Source organism: Erysipelatoclostridium sp. An15, from assembly GCF_002160675.1.
Lineage (GTDB): Bacteria > Bacillota_I > Bacilli_A > Erysipelotrichales > Coprobacillaceae > Thomasclavelia > Thomasclavelia merdavium.
Map to the genome: position 1 here is coordinate 40,823 of NZ_NFLA01000012.1, position 23,360 is coordinate 64,182.

General features: G+C 29.4%; 12 protein-coding genes and 1 CRISPR repeat array. Of the genes, 1 reads left to right on the forward strand and 11 read right to left on the reverse strand.

What is annotated here, in order from left to right; genetic code table 11:
• Positions 1-101: 101 nt before the first annotated feature.
• The 6 genes from B5E92_RS05815 to dapF form a co-directional block, all read right to left on the reverse strand.
• The gene (locus B5E92_RS05815) at positions 102-12,506 is read right to left on the reverse strand and encodes a SpaA isopeptide-forming pilin-related protein (protein ID WP_087300109.1); all 12,405 of its coding nucleotides are present in this window, start codon (positions 12,504-12,506) and stop codon (positions 102-104) included.
• Positions 12,507-12,519: 13 nt separating this feature from the next.
• The gene (locus tag B5E92_RS05820) at positions 12,520-13,701 is read right to left on the reverse strand and encodes a BTAD domain-containing putative transcriptional regulator (protein ID WP_087300111.1); all 1,182 of its coding nucleotides are present in this window, start codon (positions 13,699-13,701) and stop codon (positions 12,520-12,522) included.
• A gap of 196 nt (positions 13,702-13,897) precedes the next feature.
• Complete coding sequence (locus B5E92_RS05825; RefSeq protein WP_087300113.1) at positions 13,898-15,085, reverse strand: aspartate aminotransferase family protein; 1,188 nt, start codon at positions 15,083-15,085, stop codon at positions 13,898-13,900.
• Between the two features lie 2 nt (positions 15,086-15,087).
• Complete coding sequence (locus B5E92_RS05830; protein ID WP_087300115.1) at positions 15,088-16,218, reverse strand: M20 family metallopeptidase; 1,131 nt, start codon at positions 16,216-16,218, stop codon at positions 15,088-15,090.
• A 9-nt stretch (positions 16,219-16,227) separates the two neighbouring features.
• On the reverse strand, positions 16,228-16,932 hold the full coding sequence (gene dapD, locus B5E92_RS05835) for a 2,3,4,5-tetrahydropyridine-2,6-dicarboxylate N-acetyltransferase (protein ID WP_087300117.1): 705 nt from the start codon (positions 16,930-16,932) through the stop codon (positions 16,228-16,230).
• Positions 16,933-16,951: 19 nt separating this feature from the next.
• Entirely contained in the window at positions 16,952-17,785 is an 834-nt protein-coding gene (gene dapF / locus B5E92_RS05840; protein WP_087300119.1) for a diaminopimelate epimerase, read from the reverse strand.
• A 368-nt stretch (positions 17,786-18,153) separates the two neighbouring features.
• Between dapF and nrdD the strand changes: the two genes are divergently transcribed.
• The gene (gene nrdD, locus B5E92_RS05845) at positions 18,154-18,432 is read left to right on the forward strand and encodes an anaerobic ribonucleoside-triphosphate reductase (RefSeq protein WP_087300121.1); all 279 of its coding nucleotides are present in this window, start codon (positions 18,154-18,156) and stop codon (positions 18,430-18,432) included.
• A gap of 15 nt (positions 18,433-18,447) precedes the next feature.
• Here nrdD and B5E92_RS05850 read toward each other — a convergent pair whose 3' ends face one another.
• The 5 genes from B5E92_RS05850 to B5E92_RS15490 all read right to left on the reverse strand — a co-directional run.
• Complete coding sequence (locus B5E92_RS05850) at positions 18,448-19,206, reverse strand: nitroreductase family protein (RefSeq protein ID WP_087300123.1); 759 nt, start codon at positions 19,204-19,206, stop codon at positions 18,448-18,450.
• Between the two features lie 141 nt (positions 19,207-19,347).
• A CRISPR array of direct repeats spans positions 19,348-21,009; the repeat unit is 31 nt; unit sequence GCGTTAATCCTTTATAAGAACAATAACTAAT.
• 154 nt (positions 21,010-21,163) lie between these two features.
• A complete protein-coding gene (cas2, locus tag B5E92_RS05855; RefSeq protein ID WP_087300125.1) occupies positions 21,164-21,424 on the reverse strand; it encodes a CRISPR-associated endonuclease Cas2 in 261 nt (86 codons plus the stop codon).
• A gap of 1 nt (position 21,425) precedes the next feature.
• Positions 21,426-22,415 (reverse strand): CRISPR-associated endonuclease Cas1, encoded by a 990-nt coding sequence (gene cas1, locus B5E92_RS05860; protein ID WP_087300127.1) that lies wholly within the window; start codon positions 22,413-22,415, stop codon positions 21,426-21,428.
• On the reverse strand, positions 22,390-23,127 hold the full coding sequence (gene cas6, locus B5E92_RS05865; protein WP_143357570.1) for a CRISPR-associated endoribonuclease Cas6: 738 nt from the start codon (positions 23,125-23,127) through the stop codon (positions 22,390-22,392). The genes cas1 and cas6 overlap by 26 nt, the downstream gene beginning before the upstream one ends.
• A partial coding sequence (locus B5E92_RS15490) for a hypothetical protein (RefSeq protein WP_158095198.1) occupies positions 23,099-23,360 on the reverse strand: 262 nt, incomplete at its 5' end. The genes B5E92_RS15490 and cas6, both read right to left, overlap by 29 nt.

Below are 23,360 nucleotides of genomic sequence, written 5' to 3' on the forward strand. Positions count from 1 at the left end.
ATATCACAAACTCGTCACATTATTATCACATATAACACGTTTTAATACATGGTAATTAAAAAATTTTTAAAAGAGGCGATGTTTTTACTCGCCTCTTAAAATTACTTACTTTCAACTATTCTTTTTTTCTTATTTCTACCAAAATAGGTTGTTACTAACGCCGCTATTGATCCTAGAGCTAAAACAAAATATTTTGAAAGGTTAATATTATCACCAGTAGGCTGACTGCCATTATACTGAGTAATAGTTGTAGTAGTAACATCTGGATCATAGACACCTAAGTCCCATGTCATATCATAACCATCCTGATCAAGATAGAATGAACGAGTATAATACCAGATATCATCATTTGCATAAATTCCATCACTATCTATAGCACTATCTTCACCTTGAGTTGATAATGTTACATTATAGTTATCCAATACTTCAAATTTTACTCGATAATAACCTTCTTTTAAGTTATTAAAGATATAATATCCTTGGCTATTAGTATAAGTTGTAGCTACTTCCTGCCAATCATTTTCATTAGTAATATCATCATTATTAGCTTCTAAAACTACTTTAATATTACTAATTCCCGTATTTTCTTCATCCTGGATGCCATTGACATTACTATCATAGAAAACATAATCTCCAATAGCACCAGTTGATTGAACGATACCAGCATCCCATGATAAATCAATCGTGTTATATTTTAAATCAATTGGATCACTAGGATAACCAAAGCCAGGAATATATTGACTTAATGCGTTAGAATCTTCACCTTGATCATCACTAGCATATGGAATAGTTACTTTAGTTGTAATTCCTAAATCGAAAATTACTCGATACTGGATGCCTGTATAGGTTGAACTTTCCAAATTTTCAAATAAGTATAAACCATTTTCATCACTAACGCTTTGACGATAATATTGCCATTGAGCATTTTCGTTTTCACGTCTAAACAAGTAGACATTTATTTTAGAAACTGGGGTATCACCTTGATCTTGAATACCATTAGCATTATTATCCATAAAGATATAATCACCTAATGAACTATATAATCTAGTACCACCGTCAATATTTGTAACATGTTCATTTAATCCTACTTGAATAACATCGCTATAACCACTAACCTGATTATTTTCAGTTACAATTTGATTTACGACATCACTATCAATCGTATCATTAGTACCTACATCACCAGATACTAAACTATAACCGTTAGGGAAGATAAATTTTACAACATAGTAACCAGCATCTAATTGTTCAAAATGATATTTACCATCACTACCAACAACTACTTCACTAATCAATTGATTTTCAAGCGGTAATTCATTGATAATATCAAATTCTTCATCTACTTGATATAATTGAACAATTGTTCCTTCTTTTAATATCTGGTCTACTGGATCTCCATTTTCATTAAGATAATTTTTAGTATCTGAGTAATCCCGGTCTTCAAAAACACTACCTGAAATAGCACTATATACTGTTAATCCAGCATCAATAGACATATCACTATCATGATATTCTAATTCAATTAATCCTGTTTTAGCGACCAGCGTATCTTGATTATCAATCGTAATTATCGGATTAGAATCAAAGTTTTCATCATCACTAAGATTATTGCCAGTAAAATAATAACGATCTAAATAACCACTTCCATATGATGGAACAACACCGTCAATATCAAATTCAATAATATAATAACCAGCTGTTAGATCTTCAAATAGATAATAACCTAAATGATCGGTTTTTGTTGTTTTTAATGCTTGACTATTAATAATCTCACCATTTTCATTAGCTTGATATAATCTAACTGTTACACCAGCAACACCACTTTCATCTGGATCCTGGATACCATTTTTATTAGCATCAAACCAGACATAATCACCTAATGAACCATTGGCAACAAAACCAGCATCTAAACTTAAATCAGTATCACCAGCTAGACTGGCATCACCTAATTTAGTTGCATTAAGAGCAAAATATTCAGTGAAACAATAATTATCTTTAGTACTATCAGCACCAATATTAGAATCTATTTCTGGTTGTAAATTACCATTTTGATCTTTTACATATGGCAATGTTGGTACATAGGTATAAGATGATTCGTCTTCTGGAATCGCAAACTCTACTCGATATTCAAAATAACGATCACCAACATAATCATTTGGATCAGTTGATGTATTATCGGTTTTGCCACTCTTTAAAACATTACAATCTTGATTTGTAAACTCATAACGACCAGAACTATCAGTAATTGTCGTAAAGTTATCATCATCAAAGATTTCCTGACGTTGTAACTTACCATCTTTATCATATGTTGTTACATATTTGTGTAAAGTTACTTTTAAACCTTGAACTGGAACATCACTTTGATCTTGAAGTCCATTACGATTAATATCATACCAGGCAAAATCACCAATCGTACCTTTTGGTAACGATAATTGAGCTTTTACTTCACGGTTTTCAGTAATATCAGTTGATAAGACTTCTTCACTACCGTTTCTTAAAACAGCTATCAAAGCTGAATTAGCCATTAATTTATTGCTTATTTCATCGATTTGATCAGTTCCATATTCAGGAGCAGTCATTTTGACATGAATAGTAATTGTTTCACCCGGTTCTAATAAATCTTGTGAAAAATCAAATTCAATTGCAAAAGCACTAACTAAACTCAAATCACCATGATACTCACTAGCTTTTATCCATTGATGACTACCACTGCTCCAATCACTATCAGACCATTTGTTATTATAAACAATTGGTAATTCTTCTTTAGCGCTATATTTAGTTCTAGCTTCTTCTTTCCATTCATCAAATTTACTATCAATATCATCACCAACACAATAATATAAAGTGTATTGAACATTTTCATTTAAGACATCAACGTAATTTAATAATGGTGCTTTTTCTAAAGTTGTTGAACGAGCTGTATAATTGTCATCAGTACGGTTTACTAGTGAATCACCATTAAATGGTAAAATATCTACTACTCTTGCTTTACTTATTGCTCGATCTGAGTGTTCATCGTCACCACCGTTTTTAAAAGTGATCTGATAATCTAAATCTTCACCAGGTGCAGTAGAAGCAATTTGGTTGTAATTTAAATATTCATCGTTATAAATTCCTTTAACTTGTTTATGAATTGATAAATAGTTAGTTTCATTAATAGTAATGATACCGACACTATTTGGATATTTTAAACCTTCTCCAGTATTATCAATTTCATCACGACCAGTAATTGTGTCTAATGTTTTATCGTTAACTAAAGCGTTATAATTACTTCCGGTACTGCTTTCAACAGTAAAAGCATTCCCATAAGGATTTTCTATTGATAAAGCAGTTATTTTTCCACTTGTAAAATAAGCTGGAGCATATAATGACGTGCTTGTATCATTAATCGATGTTGTTCCGGTATATTTAACAGTTATTTTCATACCAGGTTTAAATTCAAATTCATCATCTAATAAAATAGTTACTTTTCTTGTTTCTTTACCAGTACCTTCTAATTGACCATTTTGGAAAATACGTGCTTCAACTACGCTATAAACAACACTATATTGTTCCGGAGTTAAAACCATTCCATCACTAGCATCTTCACTATTATAAACAACTACTTGGAAATTAGTCATTTCACCACTAAAATCATCAATTGGATAAGTGTCAGTGTTTAATGTCATTGCTAGTGGTAAATCAAAACTAATAATTGGCTGAATAATTGTTTTATCAGGATCATCATCACTACTATCACTTTTATTAACTACCGTGATCGTACTTTCAATAGAATCACCTGGCTGATATATTTTATTTTCTTGACCAGCAACTATTCCTAAAGAAACTTGTGGTAAACCAGTTTCATTTAACGGATAATAAACATTAACTAAATCACTAGCTTTTTCAACGATACCATTTTGACTGATACCACTTTCGTCTTTATAAGTATAGTTATAGATAACTTTTGCCTGATTTGAAACGCGACGAATTTCATTAGCGGTTGCATCAGATTGACGTTTATTAATAGTAACATCTAGATCAATACCATCACTAGTAAATCCTTCACTAATCAAACCATTTTCAACAAAATATACCACTTTAACTTTAGTAGCTTTTACATTATCCAATGGTATTTTAATACTTTGATCTTTTCCTGGAACATTAACAATTAAACTATCATTAGTTTGCCACTTTGATGAATCAGCCATCATATAATAAACTTGAGCTTTAATATTATTTTCATCCTTATCGTTTGCATGATAAATCGTCACTGAATCAATCGTATAAGGATCATTAGGATTGGTTACCACATAATCATTATTTTCATCAACATAATATAAAGACATCTTACTATCTTCAACTTCAACCGTTGAAACAGGTACATCATTTTCACCTTGAGCAAAATTTCTTATCGCAAAGCTTTCTTGATCACTGCTATCTAGTAAAGGGGTATCTACACTTTTATCACTTATTAATTGTTGATTATCAATGATGTATTTTTCAATTTTAGGATTAATATCCATAATATTTGTCTTAGCATAATTTTTAAAAGTTACCAGATTAATATTTTCTGTATTATCTTTAGAATTGATTAATTCTTCATCTTGAATTGGATATACTTTAACAGTCTTTTCAATTTGATGATATTTTTCATCAAGACTGTAACCATCAGGAGCTTTAATTTCAGTAATCAAATACTCACTACCATCTTTACTAGCTGGTAATAAGTCACTTACAGCTATACCTTGTTTATTAGTAGTTAATTCAATTGGCACAAAAGTACCATCATTAACTTTACTAATCTTAAATACAGCCCCTTCAAGACCTTTATTAGTATCATCATCAACTTTTTTAATGACTAATCTTCCCATTGTTGAAGTATTAATAATAGTTCCTTTTTTACCATCAGTACCTTCTACTAAATAATCAATAACTTCACTTTGGTTAGCTTTAACAGTTACATTATATTTAGTTGTATCAAGCTTATAACCAGGTAAAGGTGTTATTTCCTGAACATAATAATCACCAGCAGCTACATCCTGCCAAGTAATTTTTCCATTGCTATCTGTTAATTTGCTTGCAATCAACTTACCATCTACACTGTATAAACCAAATTCGACTCCAGCTAAAACAGCATTTTCATCACCAATATATAAACTATGATCATCATATTTTGTAACACTAATTGTTCCCAAAGCCTGATTTACAACACTATCTTTACCTGCACTAGTTACAAATGTAACTTCGCCAGCTTCAATTACAAAATCAATAGGTGTCATTATTTCAAAGTTCTGTGGTGCTTTAGTTTCTACCAATCGATAATTACCAGGATCTAATATATCTGATAAAAATTCACCATTTACATTAGTTACTGTAAATTCTGGTAAATAATTATTATAAGAACCATTTTCTTCTTTTTGTAATTGGAAGGTTGCCCCTACAAGTGGAGTTTTATCAGGAGCAGTCTTAGTAAAACTAAATCTTCCTTTATTAGCAGTATTTACAATTGCCTGTTTACCAGTATAAACACTATTTTCTTTTCCTTTTTCAATAGTAACTTCATAGACTTTACTATCACCTTTAAAATCATCTGGTACCTTGCTTTCATAGAACAAATACTTACCAGCTTTTAATCCTTCAAATGTTACTATTCCTTTTTCATCACTAGTTTTTACACCAATTAAAATATCATTACCATCAATTGCACTATCATTATTTACATCTTGATACAATGTAAACTCTGCATTAGCTAATGGATAATTTTGAGTATTATTACTATCATAAATCGTCCATTTTGATACTTTTTCAATTTTTAAACTTCCTAATGGCTCATTTTCTAATTCATAAACCACTTTAACTGGATTACCTTTTTCACCATTATTAGTTGTCGTTATTTCAATTCTGTTACTATTAGTAACAATATAACCATCAGGAGCATTATCTTCTTGAAGATAATATTTAGTATTTGGTAACAATCCAGTAAAAATAATTTCCTGACTATTACTATCACAAGTTATTTGTGCTAATTTATTACCATTGACCACACTATCCCAAAGACTAAAGACAGCCCCATTTAAATTAGTAATTTTCTTACCAGTAACACTATCAACTTTATCTACTTGAATACTTTGAGCCATAGTATTGGTAATAACTTCACTGCCATTACTATCCTTTGATGTAACCTTTAAGCCTTTAACTTCATAAATATATTCAGTATCATTTATAAAATATCCATAAAGACTATTTACTTCTTTAACTGTGTACTTTCCTTCTGGTAATAGTTTTGTTAAAGCATTACCATCTTTATTAGTAGTTATCGTATCTACTTTTTTACCACTGCTATCAAAAACATCAAAAGAAACACCAGCTAATTTTTGATCTCGAACATAATGATCCACTTTAGTAATTAAAATTTGACCATAAACTGAATCATTAGAAATTATTGCTGTTTTACTACCAGTTTCCTTTCCATTTTGATCAATTTCAATAACATCATTAGTTGTTTTACCAGCTTCAATTTCAAACTTACCTAAATAACTATTAGATACAAAACCATTATTTTCATTATCTAAACCAACAGTTGTCTCTTTCAATACATAAGTTCCAGCTTCTAACCATTTTTTATTAGAAACATTAGTACCATTTTGATAAAAGACTAATTCACCATTACTATTAGATTTAGCTGTAGCTATTGGATTATCTAATTTTAAAGTTCCGTTTTCAATTTGATAATGATATACTTCAAAATTAACATCTTTTAAAGTTTCAACAACCTTTTGACCATCTTTTAAATAAGTTCCTTTTTTAACTAATCCATTAATATTTCCTTTAGGAACATTTTTAACAATTAACGGATCTTTTTTAGCATCGTCAATGCTATCATAACTTTTAATTAATCCAGTTACTTTATTAGAATCAATTTTAAATTCAATTGGTTCACTATTTAATACATAACCATCTTCAACACTTGTTTCTACTAAAACATAATCACCAGGTTTTAAAAAATCTGATAAGATTGGATCTTTAGTTCCTGTTGTTGTAATGGTTGTAACTACCTGATTATCGCTATAATCATTATCCTGATCTTTTTGGTAAATATTAAATGTCGCTTTAATGTAATCATTACTATTATCACTAGCTACTTTATTTAAAGCTAATTTTCCATAAGTAGTCGTATTAACAATGTTATTTGTAGAATTAACATTATCACTATATAAATCCTTATTATTTTTATCTGTCTCTAAATGAACAGCATATCTAATAACTTTTGGAGCAGTAATTCCCTCTGGTAAATCATCAGTAACTTCTTCAATAACATATAATCCTGCTGGTAAAGTTGTTGTAATAAAAGTACCGTTATCTTTACCTTGAGAGATAGTTCCAGTTGTATAAGTATCTACTTTATTACCTAATGTTACATATCTATAGACATCATCAGTTTTATCATAAACTTCTATTGCTCCATCGGTATCTTTATCAACTATATTTGCGGGATAAACATTAAAGTTAATACCATCTAAATTTGTTTTTTCACCTGCAAAGTCTAATACTTTTTTGACCCAGATTTGTTGAAAATGATAATTACGAATACTTAATTTTTGACCATTTTCATCTTTTAAAATATAAGCATCCCCACTTAATTCAACTGTTGCTTTATAAATAGTATCATCACGATTATAGTTTTCCGGTGCTTTTAACTCTAAGACATAATATGTTTGAGTGGCATCAATATCGATAAATTGGAAACCTCTTTCTTTAGTACTTATAGCTGTTTGTAATAAATCATATTTGGTCCACTCATTTTTATCATTAATGACTTGATTCTGGTCATCAGTAGATAATTGGTTAAATTTAACTGCGCCTTTATTGCTGCTAAATAATCCAATTACTGCCCCATCAATTCGTTTATCAGCACCATCATATTTATCCCCTACAGGATATGTTAATGGATAATTAGTAATTGTAATATCACTAATTTTTTGTTTTTCAATTTTTCCAACATAATACCATTCATGAACCATGCCATAGTATTGTGGTGCTTTTATTTCTTGTAGGACAACTTCTTTTCCATCTTCAATAAATTGTGAAAAACCAATTCCTTCTTCTTGACTGCCATTACCTTTTTCATCATAAACAATAGCACTTCCAGAAACAATGTTTGAAGATAAACCACTATCAACTACATAACAGTCCCGATAATCTTTGCCATCAAATGCTTTTACTAAAGTTGCTCCTGGCGTACCTTCATCAACAACATAATAGATGTCAAAATCTGCCCCATTTAATCTAGTTTTATTATCAACATTACTAACTTTAGTAACTTTGATCTTACCTTTTAATGGTGTATTATTAAATGTCAATTTTTCAGTTTTACCAGCTTGTAAATGGACAACCTGTGGTACATCTGTTTGATAATCCTGTTTTTGTGAGTCCGTTAATTCTTCTTCAACATAGTAATAACCCGGCTCTAATTTAGAAGAATAAACAACATCTTCACCACTAACGATACTTGTAACTGGTAAACCATCTTTATAATAATATTTATCACCTTGTTTTATGGCTCCTTCAAAGTCTTTATTTACTTCAATTGCTTTATAAATATTAAACTTAATTCCAGCTAACGGTTCAATAATATCACCATTAGCACTGTCTTTCCATGTTGCAATCTTTTTAATACCAATAGTACTTTGAGGAACATTGGTTAGTGGATCATTTACAAAATCGCGATTAGTTTTACCAGCTGTAATTGTAAAGTCATGATAAGTACTATCTAAAACATAATCACCAGTTACGCTAGTTTCGACTAATACATAATCTCCTGGTTGTAAATATTCACTTACTACTTCTTTACCATCACTACTTGATGTAAGAGTTGTAATAACTTGATCATTTTGATAATCATGATTATTATCTAATACTTTTTTATACACATTAAATGTTGCTTTAACAGCTATATTTTTATCGATAGAGCTTACTTTCTTAATGGCCACTTTACCCATAGTTAATTTATTGACAAAATCAATATTAGTATTATTTCCAACACTTGTTGCAAGTCTACCAGCTTCAACGGTGATTTGTTTATTATTACCACCTTCAACTTCCCACTGTAAACCGATATCTAATTCTACTACCCAGTATTTTCCAGCATCAAGTTTTTTTGAAGTAGCCATTCCAGTTGTTTCATTAGTTGTTAATGTATTATAAGTCCCATTTGCTTTTGCTACGTTACTATCTGCTTCAACATCAGTAGTTAAAACTGGAAAATATGCAAAATTTCTACTTGCCGGTGTCGGTGAAGAACTATCAAGTTCAAATTGTGTTTTAGTAATTGTAAATTGTCCTTGAGGGACATTCGTTATCTTACCACCATCAAAACTATAATTATCATCAGTTCGATTAACATCAGGTGCAACAAATTTAACTTTTTCACTATTTAAAGTATAACCATCAGGTGCTTTAGTTTCTTGATAATAATATGTTTTACCTGGTTGTAATTGTACAAACGTGATATATCCATTTTCATCACTAGTAATATTTTCTTTCAAGACTGTTGTTCCATCACTATCATATAAAGTAAATATAGCCCCATTTAATTTTGTTTGTTCATTTAATGATGAAACTTTTTGTAATTGATAATTAACATAGTGATCATTAGCAACTATGAGATCAGTTACCTGATTATTTTGTAAAGTAAAATCAATGTGTTCAGTTTTAACGACATAATCTTTTAAACTTGAACCATCTTTTTCAACTAAATAATAGCTTCCTGCTACTAGAAAACTACTTTGACCAACACCTAAAGCATTAGTTGTAATTGTTTCAATTAATTCATTATTACTATTGTATAAATCAAAAGAAACCCCACTAATAGGCTGATTAGTTTTAGAATCTACTTTTTGTACTTGTAAATATCCAAACCGATCAGTTTGATTGATAATTTTTTGAGTTGTTGTTTTACCAGCTAATACTTCAACTTCAGTCACTTCTTGTTTTAATTGATAACCATCAGGAACCGCAAATTCTTTTAAATAATATGTTCCAGCTGGTAAACTGATTTCATTTGAATTGTATTCACTATTAATTGTTTCGATTGATTCAATAACAACTGGATTGCCATTTTCATCTTTTACAAGAGAATCATCACTTGTATTTTTATTAGTATAAATATGAAATTTTGCCCCAGCTAAATTAATTTCTAGATTTACGTTTTCATTTACTAGTGCACCTTTTTTTAGAAGTCTTAGTTTTCCTAATTGTTCATTTTCCATTGTTACTTTATTCAAAGTCTGGGTTTTAACTTGAACTGTATAAAAATTATTATCTAGTTTATAACCTTCAGGAGCACTGACTTCTTTATAAACATAATAACCTTTTTCTAAAGCATTAGATTCACTATTACCCTCTAATGAAAAACTTTGACCTAGACTATTATTACTTATGGCTTCATTAGCTTCTTTTTCACTTGCAAATGGTCCATAAACATTAAAGATAGCACCTGATAATTTTTTAGAATTATCATTTTGATCAACTTTGTAAATAATTAACTTTCCTTTAGAAGAACTATTTACAACATATGGCATTCCTTGATCATCTCTAGTCATACCATCAGGATAATTAACCTGATTTGCTTTAACACTAACATCCCACTTTATTGTTGCTGGCTGATCATATTCACCACTTGTAAAATCTTCTTCTACTAAATATTCACCAGCTGGAATTCCTTCAAATAATACTAACCCATCTTCATTAGAATAAGTTTCATAAACTTTATTTGTATCATTTTTATTAGTTAATTTAAATTTTACCCCTTCTAATGGTCCTGAAGTACTACTTGTAGCACTTGTTCCAACTTTATTGAAAGCTACATAACCATAGCCGTTATCACTATTTTCATTATTGACTTCAATTTTACCATCATTTACTTTTTCACCTTCAAAATAAACAACAGCCTGATTATTTTCATTTTTTATTTCTATTTTAGATACTTCTTTACTAGTAATTGGTAAATCACCAGTAGTTTCTTTTAAATAATAAATTCCTTCGGTCATATTTTCAAAAATAACCTGACCATCTTTATTTAAAGCAACACTATTACCAACAGTATTTCCATTAAAATCAACAGCCGGAATAGTACATTCTTGATCGCTATATAAACCAAATTCAATTTTAGAATCACTATAACGATAATATAGATCCTGTTTATCCTGGTCAAAAACAAATTTTTCATCTAAACCAAGACTAGTACCACCTTTAACTGTCAAATACTTAGTAATCGTTAAATTTGTAACTGGGGCATTTTCATCAATCCAGCCAACATTAACTGAAGCATTATCATTAGTTGTTTTATAAGTACTTTCACCTACTGGCAAATATTTAATTTCTGCTTTATTATCCAATAGATAAGGTATTTTATCTTCGTCAACTGGTAATACTCGATAAGCATTATAATCATAATTAGCATTAATTGTATAAGTTGTTAAAACATGAGCATCATCAGGGACATAAGCAGTTGTATAGTCATTTTTAATATCACTATACGTACTTACATATTTGATCCTAATGGCTTTAACAGAACCATCACCATTTAATACTAATTCATAATCTTCACCTTCTTGAAGCATATTTTCAGATGATTTTGTTGTACCGGCATATACTTCAATATTATAAGCTCCCCCATTAGCTACTGGAGCCACTGGTAGTGTATCTACCAGCATAAAACCGTCAGCTTTATTTCCTTGTTCATCGACGAAAGTACAATTTAAACGGCCATAATTATTACCAATATCGCTAATATTCTTTCCTGGTGCTGCAGTTATCCGATAATCAACACTATAGTATTTTTTACCATTGATTGTTTCAATCGAATAATCATTATTGTTTTGTTTAGCGACATCTTTACTTACAGTCCAATCCTGACTAGCAGTAGCGATAACTGTTGCTTCAGGTACTAATATTTCATTAAAATTAGGACTAGAATCGCCAGCTACAACTGAACCTGTTAATGTCATTCCGGTGAAATTAGCTACACTACCATCAGGAGTTTTTAAATTATCAAAACTCATTTGCAGATATAATGTTCCAGTCTGTCCAGGAACTAGTTCATCAGCTGTAATCGTTAAGGTTCGCTCTTCATAAGGCGTTCCTTCAAAATTAATATTATAATTTATTTCATCAAAAGCAGTTCCTTGAATATCGCTTGTTTGACCACTAAAAGATACATAGGATGGTAACGTTATCGATAACGTACAATTAGTGTATCTTGAAGTTTCTCCACTAGCTGAAATTGTATAACCAATCGCTAAAAAAAATGATTTTCCAGATTGAACATCACTGATTGAAACATAGGAACCATTTATTTGTTCAACAATCTGTGATGTAAAATTAATATTGGCATTTACATTATCATCTGCTTTAATTAAGACACCATTGTTGAACAATGTAAGTAGCATTGTCAATACTAAAGTTAAAATGCCGGCTTTTTTTAGCCATTTAGCTTTATTAAACAATCTTTTAAATTTATCCATCATAAACTCCTCCCTACCTTATTTTTTTCAATTCACAATTTAAAAAAATCTCATGATGTTTTTTCTTTTCATTAAAGCGATTAATAATTCGATCAATTGCCACCTGGGCTCCTTCAACATTAGGAACTGCTAAAATAAGCGAATATTGGGTCATATTAAATTTAGAAAAGACATCATTTTTACGTAAATTATTGGCAATTACTTTTTTTAAAATATCAGCTTCTTGAATTAATTCTTTTTCACTTAAGCTATTACTTTGATCAACAATCGTTAACAACGCTAGTACTCTAGCTTTCATTGTTCTTCTTGCAAAACGAACATTTATTTGATAAATATTTTTAAAAATATCAAAATCGCAATAAAATGTTTGTTCACTACTATTATCAACAACTAAAGTTTTTTCTAGCTGATCGACATTTACTTGAGAAACTGAAGATGAATCAATGATCATCTTATATATTTCTTTAAATTTAGTAGATACTTCAACACCAAACTTACTATAGTAATAGTCAACGGTTTGTCGATAAAACTGAATTGCCTGATCAATCTTTTTAGTTTTGTAATAAGCATATAACTTATATTCGTATATTCTTGTATCCATTATTTTTTGACAATTAGGATGATCACAAATCCTGATTATTTCTTCGTAGATATTATTTTCTGTCAGCTGCTTTAAAGTCGCTAACAAACTTTCTAAACAATTTCTTTCTAATGAATTATTACTTTGAATGATCCAGTCATTATAATTAAAATCTGGTAAAAATTCTCCTTGATAACGATTAAGCATCTCTATGCATAAATTATATTTATGAAACACATCACTCTCTTTAATAATCTGATTAGAAATTAAGATAACATCTTCATAATCTACGATACAACAAACATCTTGATTCCAAAAATAGCTATGTCCCTTAGATTTAATTACATCCATACCATTAAACAGTTTTTTAAATTCTTTTCTAGCTCGATAGACCAGGTTTCGTAAAGCCCCCTCCGGTTTATCAGAATTACCCTCAGGCCATAAAAAATCAATTAACTGCTGATTATTTATTGTATAATTACGGTTTAATATCAGGTAAATGATTAACAGTTCCACCTGAATGCTCCGTCTTTTTTCTTGTGGAAAAGCCACACGTCCATCAGTAATTGATAATTTTCCCAAAGTTTTCACCTGCAAAATATCCTTACTAACCATGATGTTCCCTCCAGTTATAATTAATTATATAATAAAAAATAAAGTGGATAATTTAATTGCCTGGGCGTTTTTTTTATTATGCCCATTAAATCAATTAAAAATAACCACTTTATAACTAAAGGCATCAATATTCATTTTTTTTATATATCTTTTAAAGTATTGAACAAACAAAAAAGCATCCTTTTCAGGATGCCCATTAAGCGTTAATTTCATCAATTGTTTCAGTTAAAATATTGATCATTTTATCAACATCATCTTTATTGATAATAAATGGTGGCAGCATTCTAATTACATTAGTTCCTGCAGTAACCATGATCAACCCTTTATCAAGCATTTTTTGAATATAAGGTTTTACTGGATGATCAAATTCTAAACCGATCATTAAACCTAAACCACGTTTTTCTTTAATAAAATCATACTTAGCAACTAATTTGTCTAATTGTTCATGTAGATATTTACTAATTTCTTGAACATGATCTAATAGTTTTTCTTCTTCAATAATTTTAAAAACAGTACGACATGCTTGTCCAGCCATTGGATTACCACCATATGTAGAACCATGATCACCTGGTTTCATTGCAGAACCAACTTTTTTGTTAGCTACAAAAGCTCCCATTGGAAAACCTGCTCCAATTCCTTTAGCTAAACAAACAATATCTGGTAATAAATCATATTGGAAATAAGTCATGATCGTTCCCGTTCTACCCATACCACATTGAACTTCATCTAAGATCATAACAATGTCATGTTCATCACATAATTCTCTGATTCCAGTTAAGAATTCTTTAGTACAAACATAAACACCACCTTCACCTTGAACCGGTTCAACAATGATAGCAGCAGTTCTTGGCGTAATTAATTTTTTTACTGATTCTAAATCATTAATTTCACCATATTTAACCCCAGCAATCAATGGTCCAAATGCAGTTTGATAATTTGGATTACCTGTTAATGTTACTGAACCAGTAGAACGACCATGGAATGAATGTTTTAAACTAATAATTTCACTATCCGCTTTACCATGTTTTTCATAGTAATACTTTCTCGCTAATTTTAAAGCTCCTTCAGTTGCTTCAGTCCCACTATTTGTAAAGAATACCTGATTTAATTTTGTTGCTTTAACAACAGCTTCAGCAGCTTCAATTGTTTCAACACTATTAAAATAATTAGAAATATGCATTAAACGATGTACTTGTTTTGTTAAAGCTTCACAATAGACAGGATGATTATGTCCTAATGAATTAACACCAATTCCAGAATAAAAATCTAAATATTCTTTTCCATTAGTGTCATATAAATATACCCCTTGACCATGATCGAAAGTAACATCATAACGACCATAAGCATTCATAAAAGCATTATTTGCTCTATCATAATAATTCATTTTTATTCCCCCAATTTTATCTTGCAGGCAATTTGATAATATAACTCAACTGCCTGTAAAAGAACTTCTTCATCAAAATTAAAAGTTTCTGTATGCAAACCACTATTATAGCGTTCTGTTTTAGTTCCAACATAGAAAAATATACCTGGTATCTCCCGTTGATAAAAAGCAAAATCTTCAGCTAACATTAATGGTTCTTTTAACTCTTCATAATTATCACCAGTCAATTTAACAAACTGAGCATATAAATCATAATCATTTAGAACTGGTGGATACATTGGCGGACAACTAAAATCAATTTTGCAGCCATAAGCTTCTTCCATCCCATGGTTGATTGCCTGCATTGTATCTGTAATTTTTTTAAAGACTGTTTCACTATATGTTCTAACTGTACCTTTAAATACCGTTTGATCAGCAACAATATTTCTAACAGTACCACCCTTTATTTCACCGATATTAATAACACAGCTTTCAACTGGAGCTATTACTCGGGTTAAAATATTTTGATACTGACAAATTAATTGACTAGCAATCAAAATCGAATCAACACCTAAGTGATATAATCCAGCATGAGCGCTTTTTCCAGTAACGGTTACATCAAGCTCACCGTTTTGAGCCATTAAAGGACCAGGACGACAAGCAATTTTACCAGCTTCAATAGTTGGCATTAAGTGTAAACCAAAGATAGCTTTGACATTATACTGTTTCAATATTCCAGCCTGGCAGATTAAATTAGCCCCACCTGGTGCTTCTTCTGCTGGTTGAAAAATCAATAAGATATTATAAGCAAAATCAGCCGGTACTTGCGATAATTTTTTAGCAAACCCTAATAATGCTGCCATATGACCATCATGACCACAAGCATGCATATATCCTTGATGCTTAGATGCAAACTCACAATTAGTCTGTTCTGTAATTTTTAAAGCATCCATATCGCTACGAAAAGCAATTGTTTTATCTTGATGGCAATCAAGATAAACTAGAATTCCTGTTTCTAACACTGAAATTGGCTGGTAACCCATTTTTTCTAATTCTTTTTTTACATATTGTGACGTCTTAAATTCCTCTAAACCTAATTCAGGAATTTGATGTAAATCACGGCGCCATTTAGTAATCTGTTTTAAAAGATCCACTGTTATCACCTAAATTTTTCTTAAATCATCCATTAATTGAGTTTTGCTTTCTGTTTTTTCATCTTTTTGTTCTTTAACAATTCGAGCTGGATTACCAACAACTACTGCTCCAGCTGGAACATCTTCAGTAACAATTGATCCGGCACCAACAACAGCACCTTTACCAATACGAACTCCTTCTAAAACAACAGCATTAGCCCCAATTAAAACATCATCTTCTAAAATAACTGGTGTAGCACTAGGTGGTTCAATAACACCGGCTAAAACTGTTCCAGCACCAACGTGGCAGCGTTTTCCAACTTCAACACGACCACCTAAAACAGCACCCATATCAATCATTGTTCCTTCACCAATTTTAGCTCCGATATTAATAACTGCACCCATCATAATTACGGCATTGTCACCAATAGTTACATGTTCACGAATGAAACATCCTGGTTCAATTCGGGCATTAATATTAGTCATATCTAATAAAGGAATAGCACTATTACGACGATCTTGTTCTAAATAAGAATCAGTAATATTAGCTTTATTTTCCTCAATATATTTTTTAATTGCATCTAAATCACCAATGCAAACTCTGCTTTCTGGTGTTCCAAAAATTTTAAATTCAGTTGTAGCTGGTAAATCTTTACCATTTAAATAAACTTTCACAGGTGTTTGCTTTTTAGCATCACCAATATATTTAATAATTTCTTCTGCACTATTTAACATTTTTTCTTTACTCCTTCATTTAAATTTCAATTGTCCCAGTAAAAACATTAGTCGCTGGACCGGACATGATAATTGTATCACCATTGTACTCAATTTCCAAACATCCACCCAATAATTCAACAGTAACTTTTTTACCAGTATACTTATTTAAATAACAAGCATACATTACTGCACAAGCACCGGTACCACAAGCCATTGTTTCTCCAGAGCCACGTTCCCAAACTCGCATTTTAACATATTTATCATTAACTACTTTGACAAATTCAGTATTAACTGATTCTGGAAATAATTGATGATGTTCAAATTCCGGTCCGATTTTATTTAAATCTAATGAATCTAAATCATCAACAAAAGTAACAGTATGTGGATTACCCATTGAAATACTTGTTAAATGATACTCACGATTACCTATTTCAACAGGTTCATTGATCATTTGCTCTTTTGGGTAAGTACATGGAATATCTTTACAATTAATTATCGGTTTTCCCATATCTACTTTGGCACCAATACATTCTTTACCATCAAATAGCAACTCAACAACTCTAAGTCCAGCTTTGGTTTCGATATTTAATACATGTTTATTACTTAATTGATGATCATATATAAATTTTGCGAAACAACGAATTCCATTACCACACATCATTGCTTCACTGCCATCACGATTAAACATTCGCATTTTAAAATCATATTTATCAGATGGTAAAACAACAATCATCCCATCACTGCCAATTCCAAAATGGCGATCACTTATTTTTGTAATAAATTCTTTATCCATGGGAATTTCCTGACTGATTCCATCAAAATATATATAGTCATTACCAATACCTTCCATTTTAGTGAAATGTAACTGCATAATTCCCCTCCTTTTCATGTATTTACAAGATTTTATCAAATTGATTAATGTTTTGCAATAAAAAGAGCCTTATATATCAACAACTTCAAATATTTTCAATTTATAAAATATGAACCAGTTTAATTCATATAATATTATGTGGTGGTTTTAATGAAATATATGTTTAAACGAGTAAATCGAGTTTTATTAATTCTTTTGTTTACACTTGTTTTAATGATTATTTATTATTGGTGCTAATGGTGCATATCAGATGTAATTTTTTTACAAATAATTATAATATTATTAAGGTAAAAATATGGAAATGATTTAATGGTAATTAAAATCTAGTGAAAGGAAAAATATATCAAAGGATATATTGGGTAAAGGAAATGGAAGAAATTAATAATGTTGCTGTTACTGTAAAAAATGGGGCAATGGACGAAGAAGAAATTAAAGCATATATCAGTTATTTAGAAAACAAATTTCCTGATGAAACTTTAAAATCTTTAACGATTAAAATTGATGGTGATGAAGTTGATTTAGACTATGTTTTCTATCCTCAAAACTTTGAACGAATTAGACGAATTACTGGTTATTTAGTTGGTACTCTTGATCGCTTTAATGACGCTAAAGCCGCTGAAGAACGTGATCGAGTTAAACATGCATAAAGAATAGCATTGCTGCTATTCTTTTTTATTATCCTGCCATCTTTCAATCCACAATTTAGCCGAGCGGCTCATTTCTTCGATAAATGGATCAGTCCACTTACGATTATAAATATCATCTACAATAGCTTGTCCGCCACCTTGACGATTACTATTTTTAGCTTTTTCATCAAACATTGCTGCAATTTTTTCATCATTAAAATGTTCATATTGATCAACACTTACTACATATTTTGAATCAAAACGAACCGGCTTTTTCCGTTTTAACTGACCTTTAGCGGGATAACCCATAACTAACATTGCTACCGGTACTGTATAACGTGGCAAATTAAACAAATCACGATGGAATTCATACTGTTCAATAATATCGCCAATAAAACAGCTGCCAATTCCCATACTTTCACCAGCAACAACAGCATTTTGTGCAGCAATCAAAGCATCACTATATGCTAGTAAAAAATCACCAGTATCAGGCTTACGAACTTCATTATCTTTTTGGTAATATTTAAAGGCATCATACCATTTTTGATAATCCGCAACAAAAATTAATACTATTGGCGCTTTAGCAATAAAAGGCTGATTATCACAGCTTTGAGCCAGCTTATCTTTAATTTCCTGATCTCTAACATCGATAATTGAATATAATGTCATATTACCAGCTGTTGGTGCTTGAATTGCAGCATCAATAATCAACTGTTTTTTATCATTTTCAACTGGTTTATTTTCAAAAGCACGCACTGATTTTCGTTCAAATAATTCCTTAATTGTATTATTCATAATTCCTCCAAAAACAATGTAATTATATCATTATTAAAACACAACGAAACATACTAAATATTAACAGATTACAAATATGATCTGTTTTTTATTACATTTATTTTCATAAATATAGTAACTTATAAATTTTATTGTAATTAATCTTAAATCCTTTATAAGAACAATAACTAATAAGATGCTGAAAATGATAGAGAAGCCGTATATTTAGGGCGTTAATCCTTTATAAGAACAATAACTAATGTATTGATGCTGCACTAGATGATGAATTTGGTTTTGGCGTTAATCCTTTATAAGAACAATAACTAATATTTTGGTAGGACGGCAGGTTAGACAAATGATGTCGGGCGTTAATCCTTTATAAGAACAATAACTAATTAAAAGCAATAGTTTAAAACTTTTAGAAGATTATCTGCGTTAATCCTTTATAAGAACAATAACTAATAAACAGAAGATATTCGCAGATGAATACATAATTGGCGTTAATCCTTTATAAGAACAATAACTAATTTATATTCTTGCAAAATGATTATTACACAAGACAAATAGGCGTTAATCCTTTATAAGAACAATAACTAATACTAATGGCGGTACCATCCCTGCAGCCATCACCGCAGGCGTTAATCCTTTATAAGAACAATAACTAATATAAGTCGCTGGGGTGGGGTAAAACCTAGGCGCATGACCGCGTTAATCCTTTATAAGAATAATAACTAATGTTAAATTAAGAATAGAAAAAGACAACAACATATACATTGCGTTAATCCTTTATAAGAACAATAACTAATGAAAAATACGCAGAGTATGAGATTGATGAAGATAAGCTAGCGTTAATCCTTTATAAGAACAATAACTAATAGGTTAAGGTATGTATAAATTTGAAGACTTTTTAAGCGTTAATCCTTTATAAGAACAATAACTAATATATGGATACTGATTTATCTGTTACATCATCATCGCGTTAATCCTTTATAAGAACAATAACTAATACTGACGTACAGATTAAAAGTATTAAGCAGGGGCTAAGCGTTAATCCTTTATAAGAACAATAACTAATGCAGGTACAGGTCTTTATGTTATTAGAAAAACAAAAGCGCGTTAATCCTTTATAAGAACAATAACTAATGAAATTGAAGATCCTGAAACGGGAGAAAAGAAAAAAGTAAGCGTTAATCCTTTATAAGAACAATAACTAATTTGTAAGCAGCCGCCAAACTCAACTTACAACCAAACATGCGTTAATCCTTTATAAGAACAATAACTAATATTATTATAATTTTATATCTAATAATTTATATTTATAGCGTTAATCCTTTATAAGAACAATAACTAATGAAAATGAAGCGGAAAAAGTAATCGAATATCTACGTGCGTTAATCCTTTATAAGAACAATAACTAATATGCAATGAGTTATTAAATCAAGGTAAAGAAGTAATATATCGCGTTAATCCTTTATAAGAACAATAACTAATGAATGAGCAAATATTGGAATAGCAAAAGAAATAATTGCGTTAATCCTTTATAAGAACAATAACTAATAGAAAAATTTGGTAAATTCTTAAAGGCTTATTTAAGGCGTTAATCCTTTATAAGAACAATAACTAATGGAAAAGAAAGGTCAATTAAAAGTAATTAGGGTAGCGTTAATCCTTTATAAGAACAATAACTAATACTAATCATTGGTATTTATCCGAAAACCCTTATAAAGCGTTAATCCTTTATAAGAACAATAACTAATATTTAACAACGATTATATCAAGTGAATATATGCTAGGCGTTAATCCTTTATAAGAACAATAACTAATAGTATTAATTTAGAATAATTCTAAATCAATTATCATAATACTTTGTATTTATAATAAATTCAAGTATTAAAATTAATAATTTTATCGACTATCTAATAAAAATTATTAATATACTAACCCATTTTTTATTAATAAGATGTAGATAGTCGATAAATTATATAATAATATTCGTTGGCTTTGGTTCTTTTCCAAGATAATCTTTTTTTATTTTTTTGTTTTCATAAACAAAATAGAACAAAATGCTATCATCTGCTTCAATTATTTTATTTAATTTATCTTTAAGTTCATTAAATTTTGCTGGAGTTAGTTCACCTTCAAAAACAGATTTTTGAACATGAAACATATACCTTCTTAATACCTTCATTACTTTAGGACATCTTTTTTCTTTTATATCATATGTACAAATAATATACATTTTACCACTCCATTACATATGGTTTATATTCATCTGTTTTATCCTCAATATAATTAGACAATTTATATACTTCTCTTGTAATTATATTTCGATATGAATAATACCTGCCACCTATTCTAATTGATTTTTGCATTAGTTTTTCATATTCACATAAAAATACTTTTATTCCATCCCTATTTAGATAACAAGCACCATTTTCCTTATATTCAAAATGATTCGGTTTAATTTGATTTTTATTAATCATTCTTAAAATTAATCGATCAATAAATATTGGTTTTAGCATATCAGCTATATCGAATTGTAAAGAATCGCTTTGTTTTGATAAACTATGTATATAACTTATTTGTGGTAATAGTGGACTTTTATCAATATCAGATAATATATTTGCATATAATATGGCATATCCATAACTTAACAATGCATTAACTTCATTTAGCGGTGGATAAAAAGATCTGTTTTTAAATATGAAATTAGGATTTTTAATAATGTAATCAAATGATGAATAGTATTGTTTTTTTATAATTGCTTCTAACAACATCAATTTTTCAACTGATTCGATAGTATCTAACTTATTTAATTCGTTTTCTATATTGATTATTATTTGTTGTAATAAATGATATTTTTTATTGTAATATTTTAATAGTGATAAGATATTTTTTACTTCAGTAAATACCATTTTTTTAGCAATATATAATCTTTTATGATTACGATACGAATCAACTTGATTAATAATTATCTTTCTGTCACTATATTTTTTTGGTGTAAAACGTCCTATGTAATCACCATAATAATTGAAAAATAATATACTAACAGAATAATTATTTAACAACCCCAAAACTCTTTTATTTAAATTTACATCTCCAAAGCATACAATTAAGTTAATTTGTTCTATAGGTATATATACGATATTACCGTTTTTTTCTTGGAGTAGTAATGAAAAATCTTTTCTTTGTAGTTCACCACTTTTATAGAGATAAAATACTTTTTTCATCTTTATAATCGATCATTCCGAATCCACACGAACCCTTTGCAGAAAGACCTGTATCATAAATAATTTTTAGTGTATCATAATTAGTAGTTATAACTAATTCGCATTGATAAGCTTCATAAAACGTATTTTTAAAATGAACTAGTCTTTTCTTTTGGTAAATTATTTTATTTATTTCAAAACAACATGATTTAACTGGATAATTATACGCTATCATTTTATGAATAATATTATCCTTTAATAATTGTTCATATTTTTCGTCTCCTGGACTATAATATTTAAAATATTTATTTTTACTTGTGTATGCTACAATCGGTGATAAAGTCTTAATTGTTATTGTTTGATTACCACAAAAATGTGGCAAATCCATAATATCAATTCCTATCAACTTGACTTTTTGATTATTAAAAAATAAATATTCATTATTTAATAAAAAATTATAAATAATTTTAAATAACTTTTTATCTAGTACACTAATATATAACCTTATATCATCAAAGAAAGTTATTTGCTTATTTTCAACCTTGTATTTACCATATAAATCACTGAAAACAAACATCTTATAAGTCTTTTCTTGGTTTTTATAACCCTGATCATGATAAAAACTTCCTTCATCATGTTTATCCATCATGTTGTAGATTACACCTTGAATTATTGATTTATAAGCTAGAGGTAGAACTAAATTATCAGCTTTCATTTTTATGTTTAATCGCAATTTTCCCACCTCCTACAAAATTAAATTTACCTACACCAATTGTTAATAAATTCATCGATAGCTTTTCATCCAAACAAACTCGATATATATATCCTTTTTTATTAACTTTCCTTGTATTTACACTTATATTTCCTTCATTAATATTTTTAATCGTCGTTATACTAGAAACTACTTTTAAAAATCTATAATCACACTGATACTTATCATTATAATATTTTACCATATCATTATAT

What these genes read in the sequence shown, in the direction of transcription:
- B5E92_RS05815 (WP_087300109.1), bottom strand. Translation starts at nt 12,506, where the DNA reads ATGGATAAATTTAAAAGATTGTTTAATAAAGCTAAATGGCTAAAAAAA.
- B5E92_RS05820 (WP_087300111.1), bottom strand. Translation starts at nt 13,701, where the DNA reads ATGGTTAGTAAGGATATTTTGCAGGTGAAAACTTTGGGAAAATTATCA.
- B5E92_RS05825 (WP_087300113.1), bottom strand. Translation starts at nt 15,085, where the DNA reads ATGAATTATTATGATAGAGCAAATAATGCTTTTATGAATGCTTATGGT.
- dapD (WP_087300117.1), bottom strand. Translation starts at nt 16,932, where the DNA reads ATGTTAAATAGTGCAGAAGAAATTATTAAATATATTGGTGATGCTAAA.
- dapF (WP_087300119.1), bottom strand. Translation starts at nt 17,785, where the DNA reads ATGCAGTTACATTTCACTAAAATGGAAGGTATTGGTAATGACTATATA.
- nrdD (WP_087300121.1), top strand. Translation starts at nt 18,154, where the DNA reads ATGGAAGAAATTAATAATGTTGCTGTTACTGTAAAAAATGGGGCAATG.
- B5E92_RS05850 (WP_087300123.1), bottom strand. Translation starts at nt 19,206, where the DNA reads ATGAATAATACAATTAAGGAATTATTTGAACGAAAATCAGTGCGTGCT.
- cas2 (WP_087300125.1), bottom strand. Translation starts at nt 21,424, where the DNA reads ATGTATATTATTTGTACATATGATATAAAAGAAAAAAGATGTCCTAAA.
- cas1 (WP_087300127.1), bottom strand. Translation starts at nt 22,415, where the DNA reads ATGAAAAAAGTATTTTATCTCTATAAAAGTGGTGAACTACAAAGAAAA.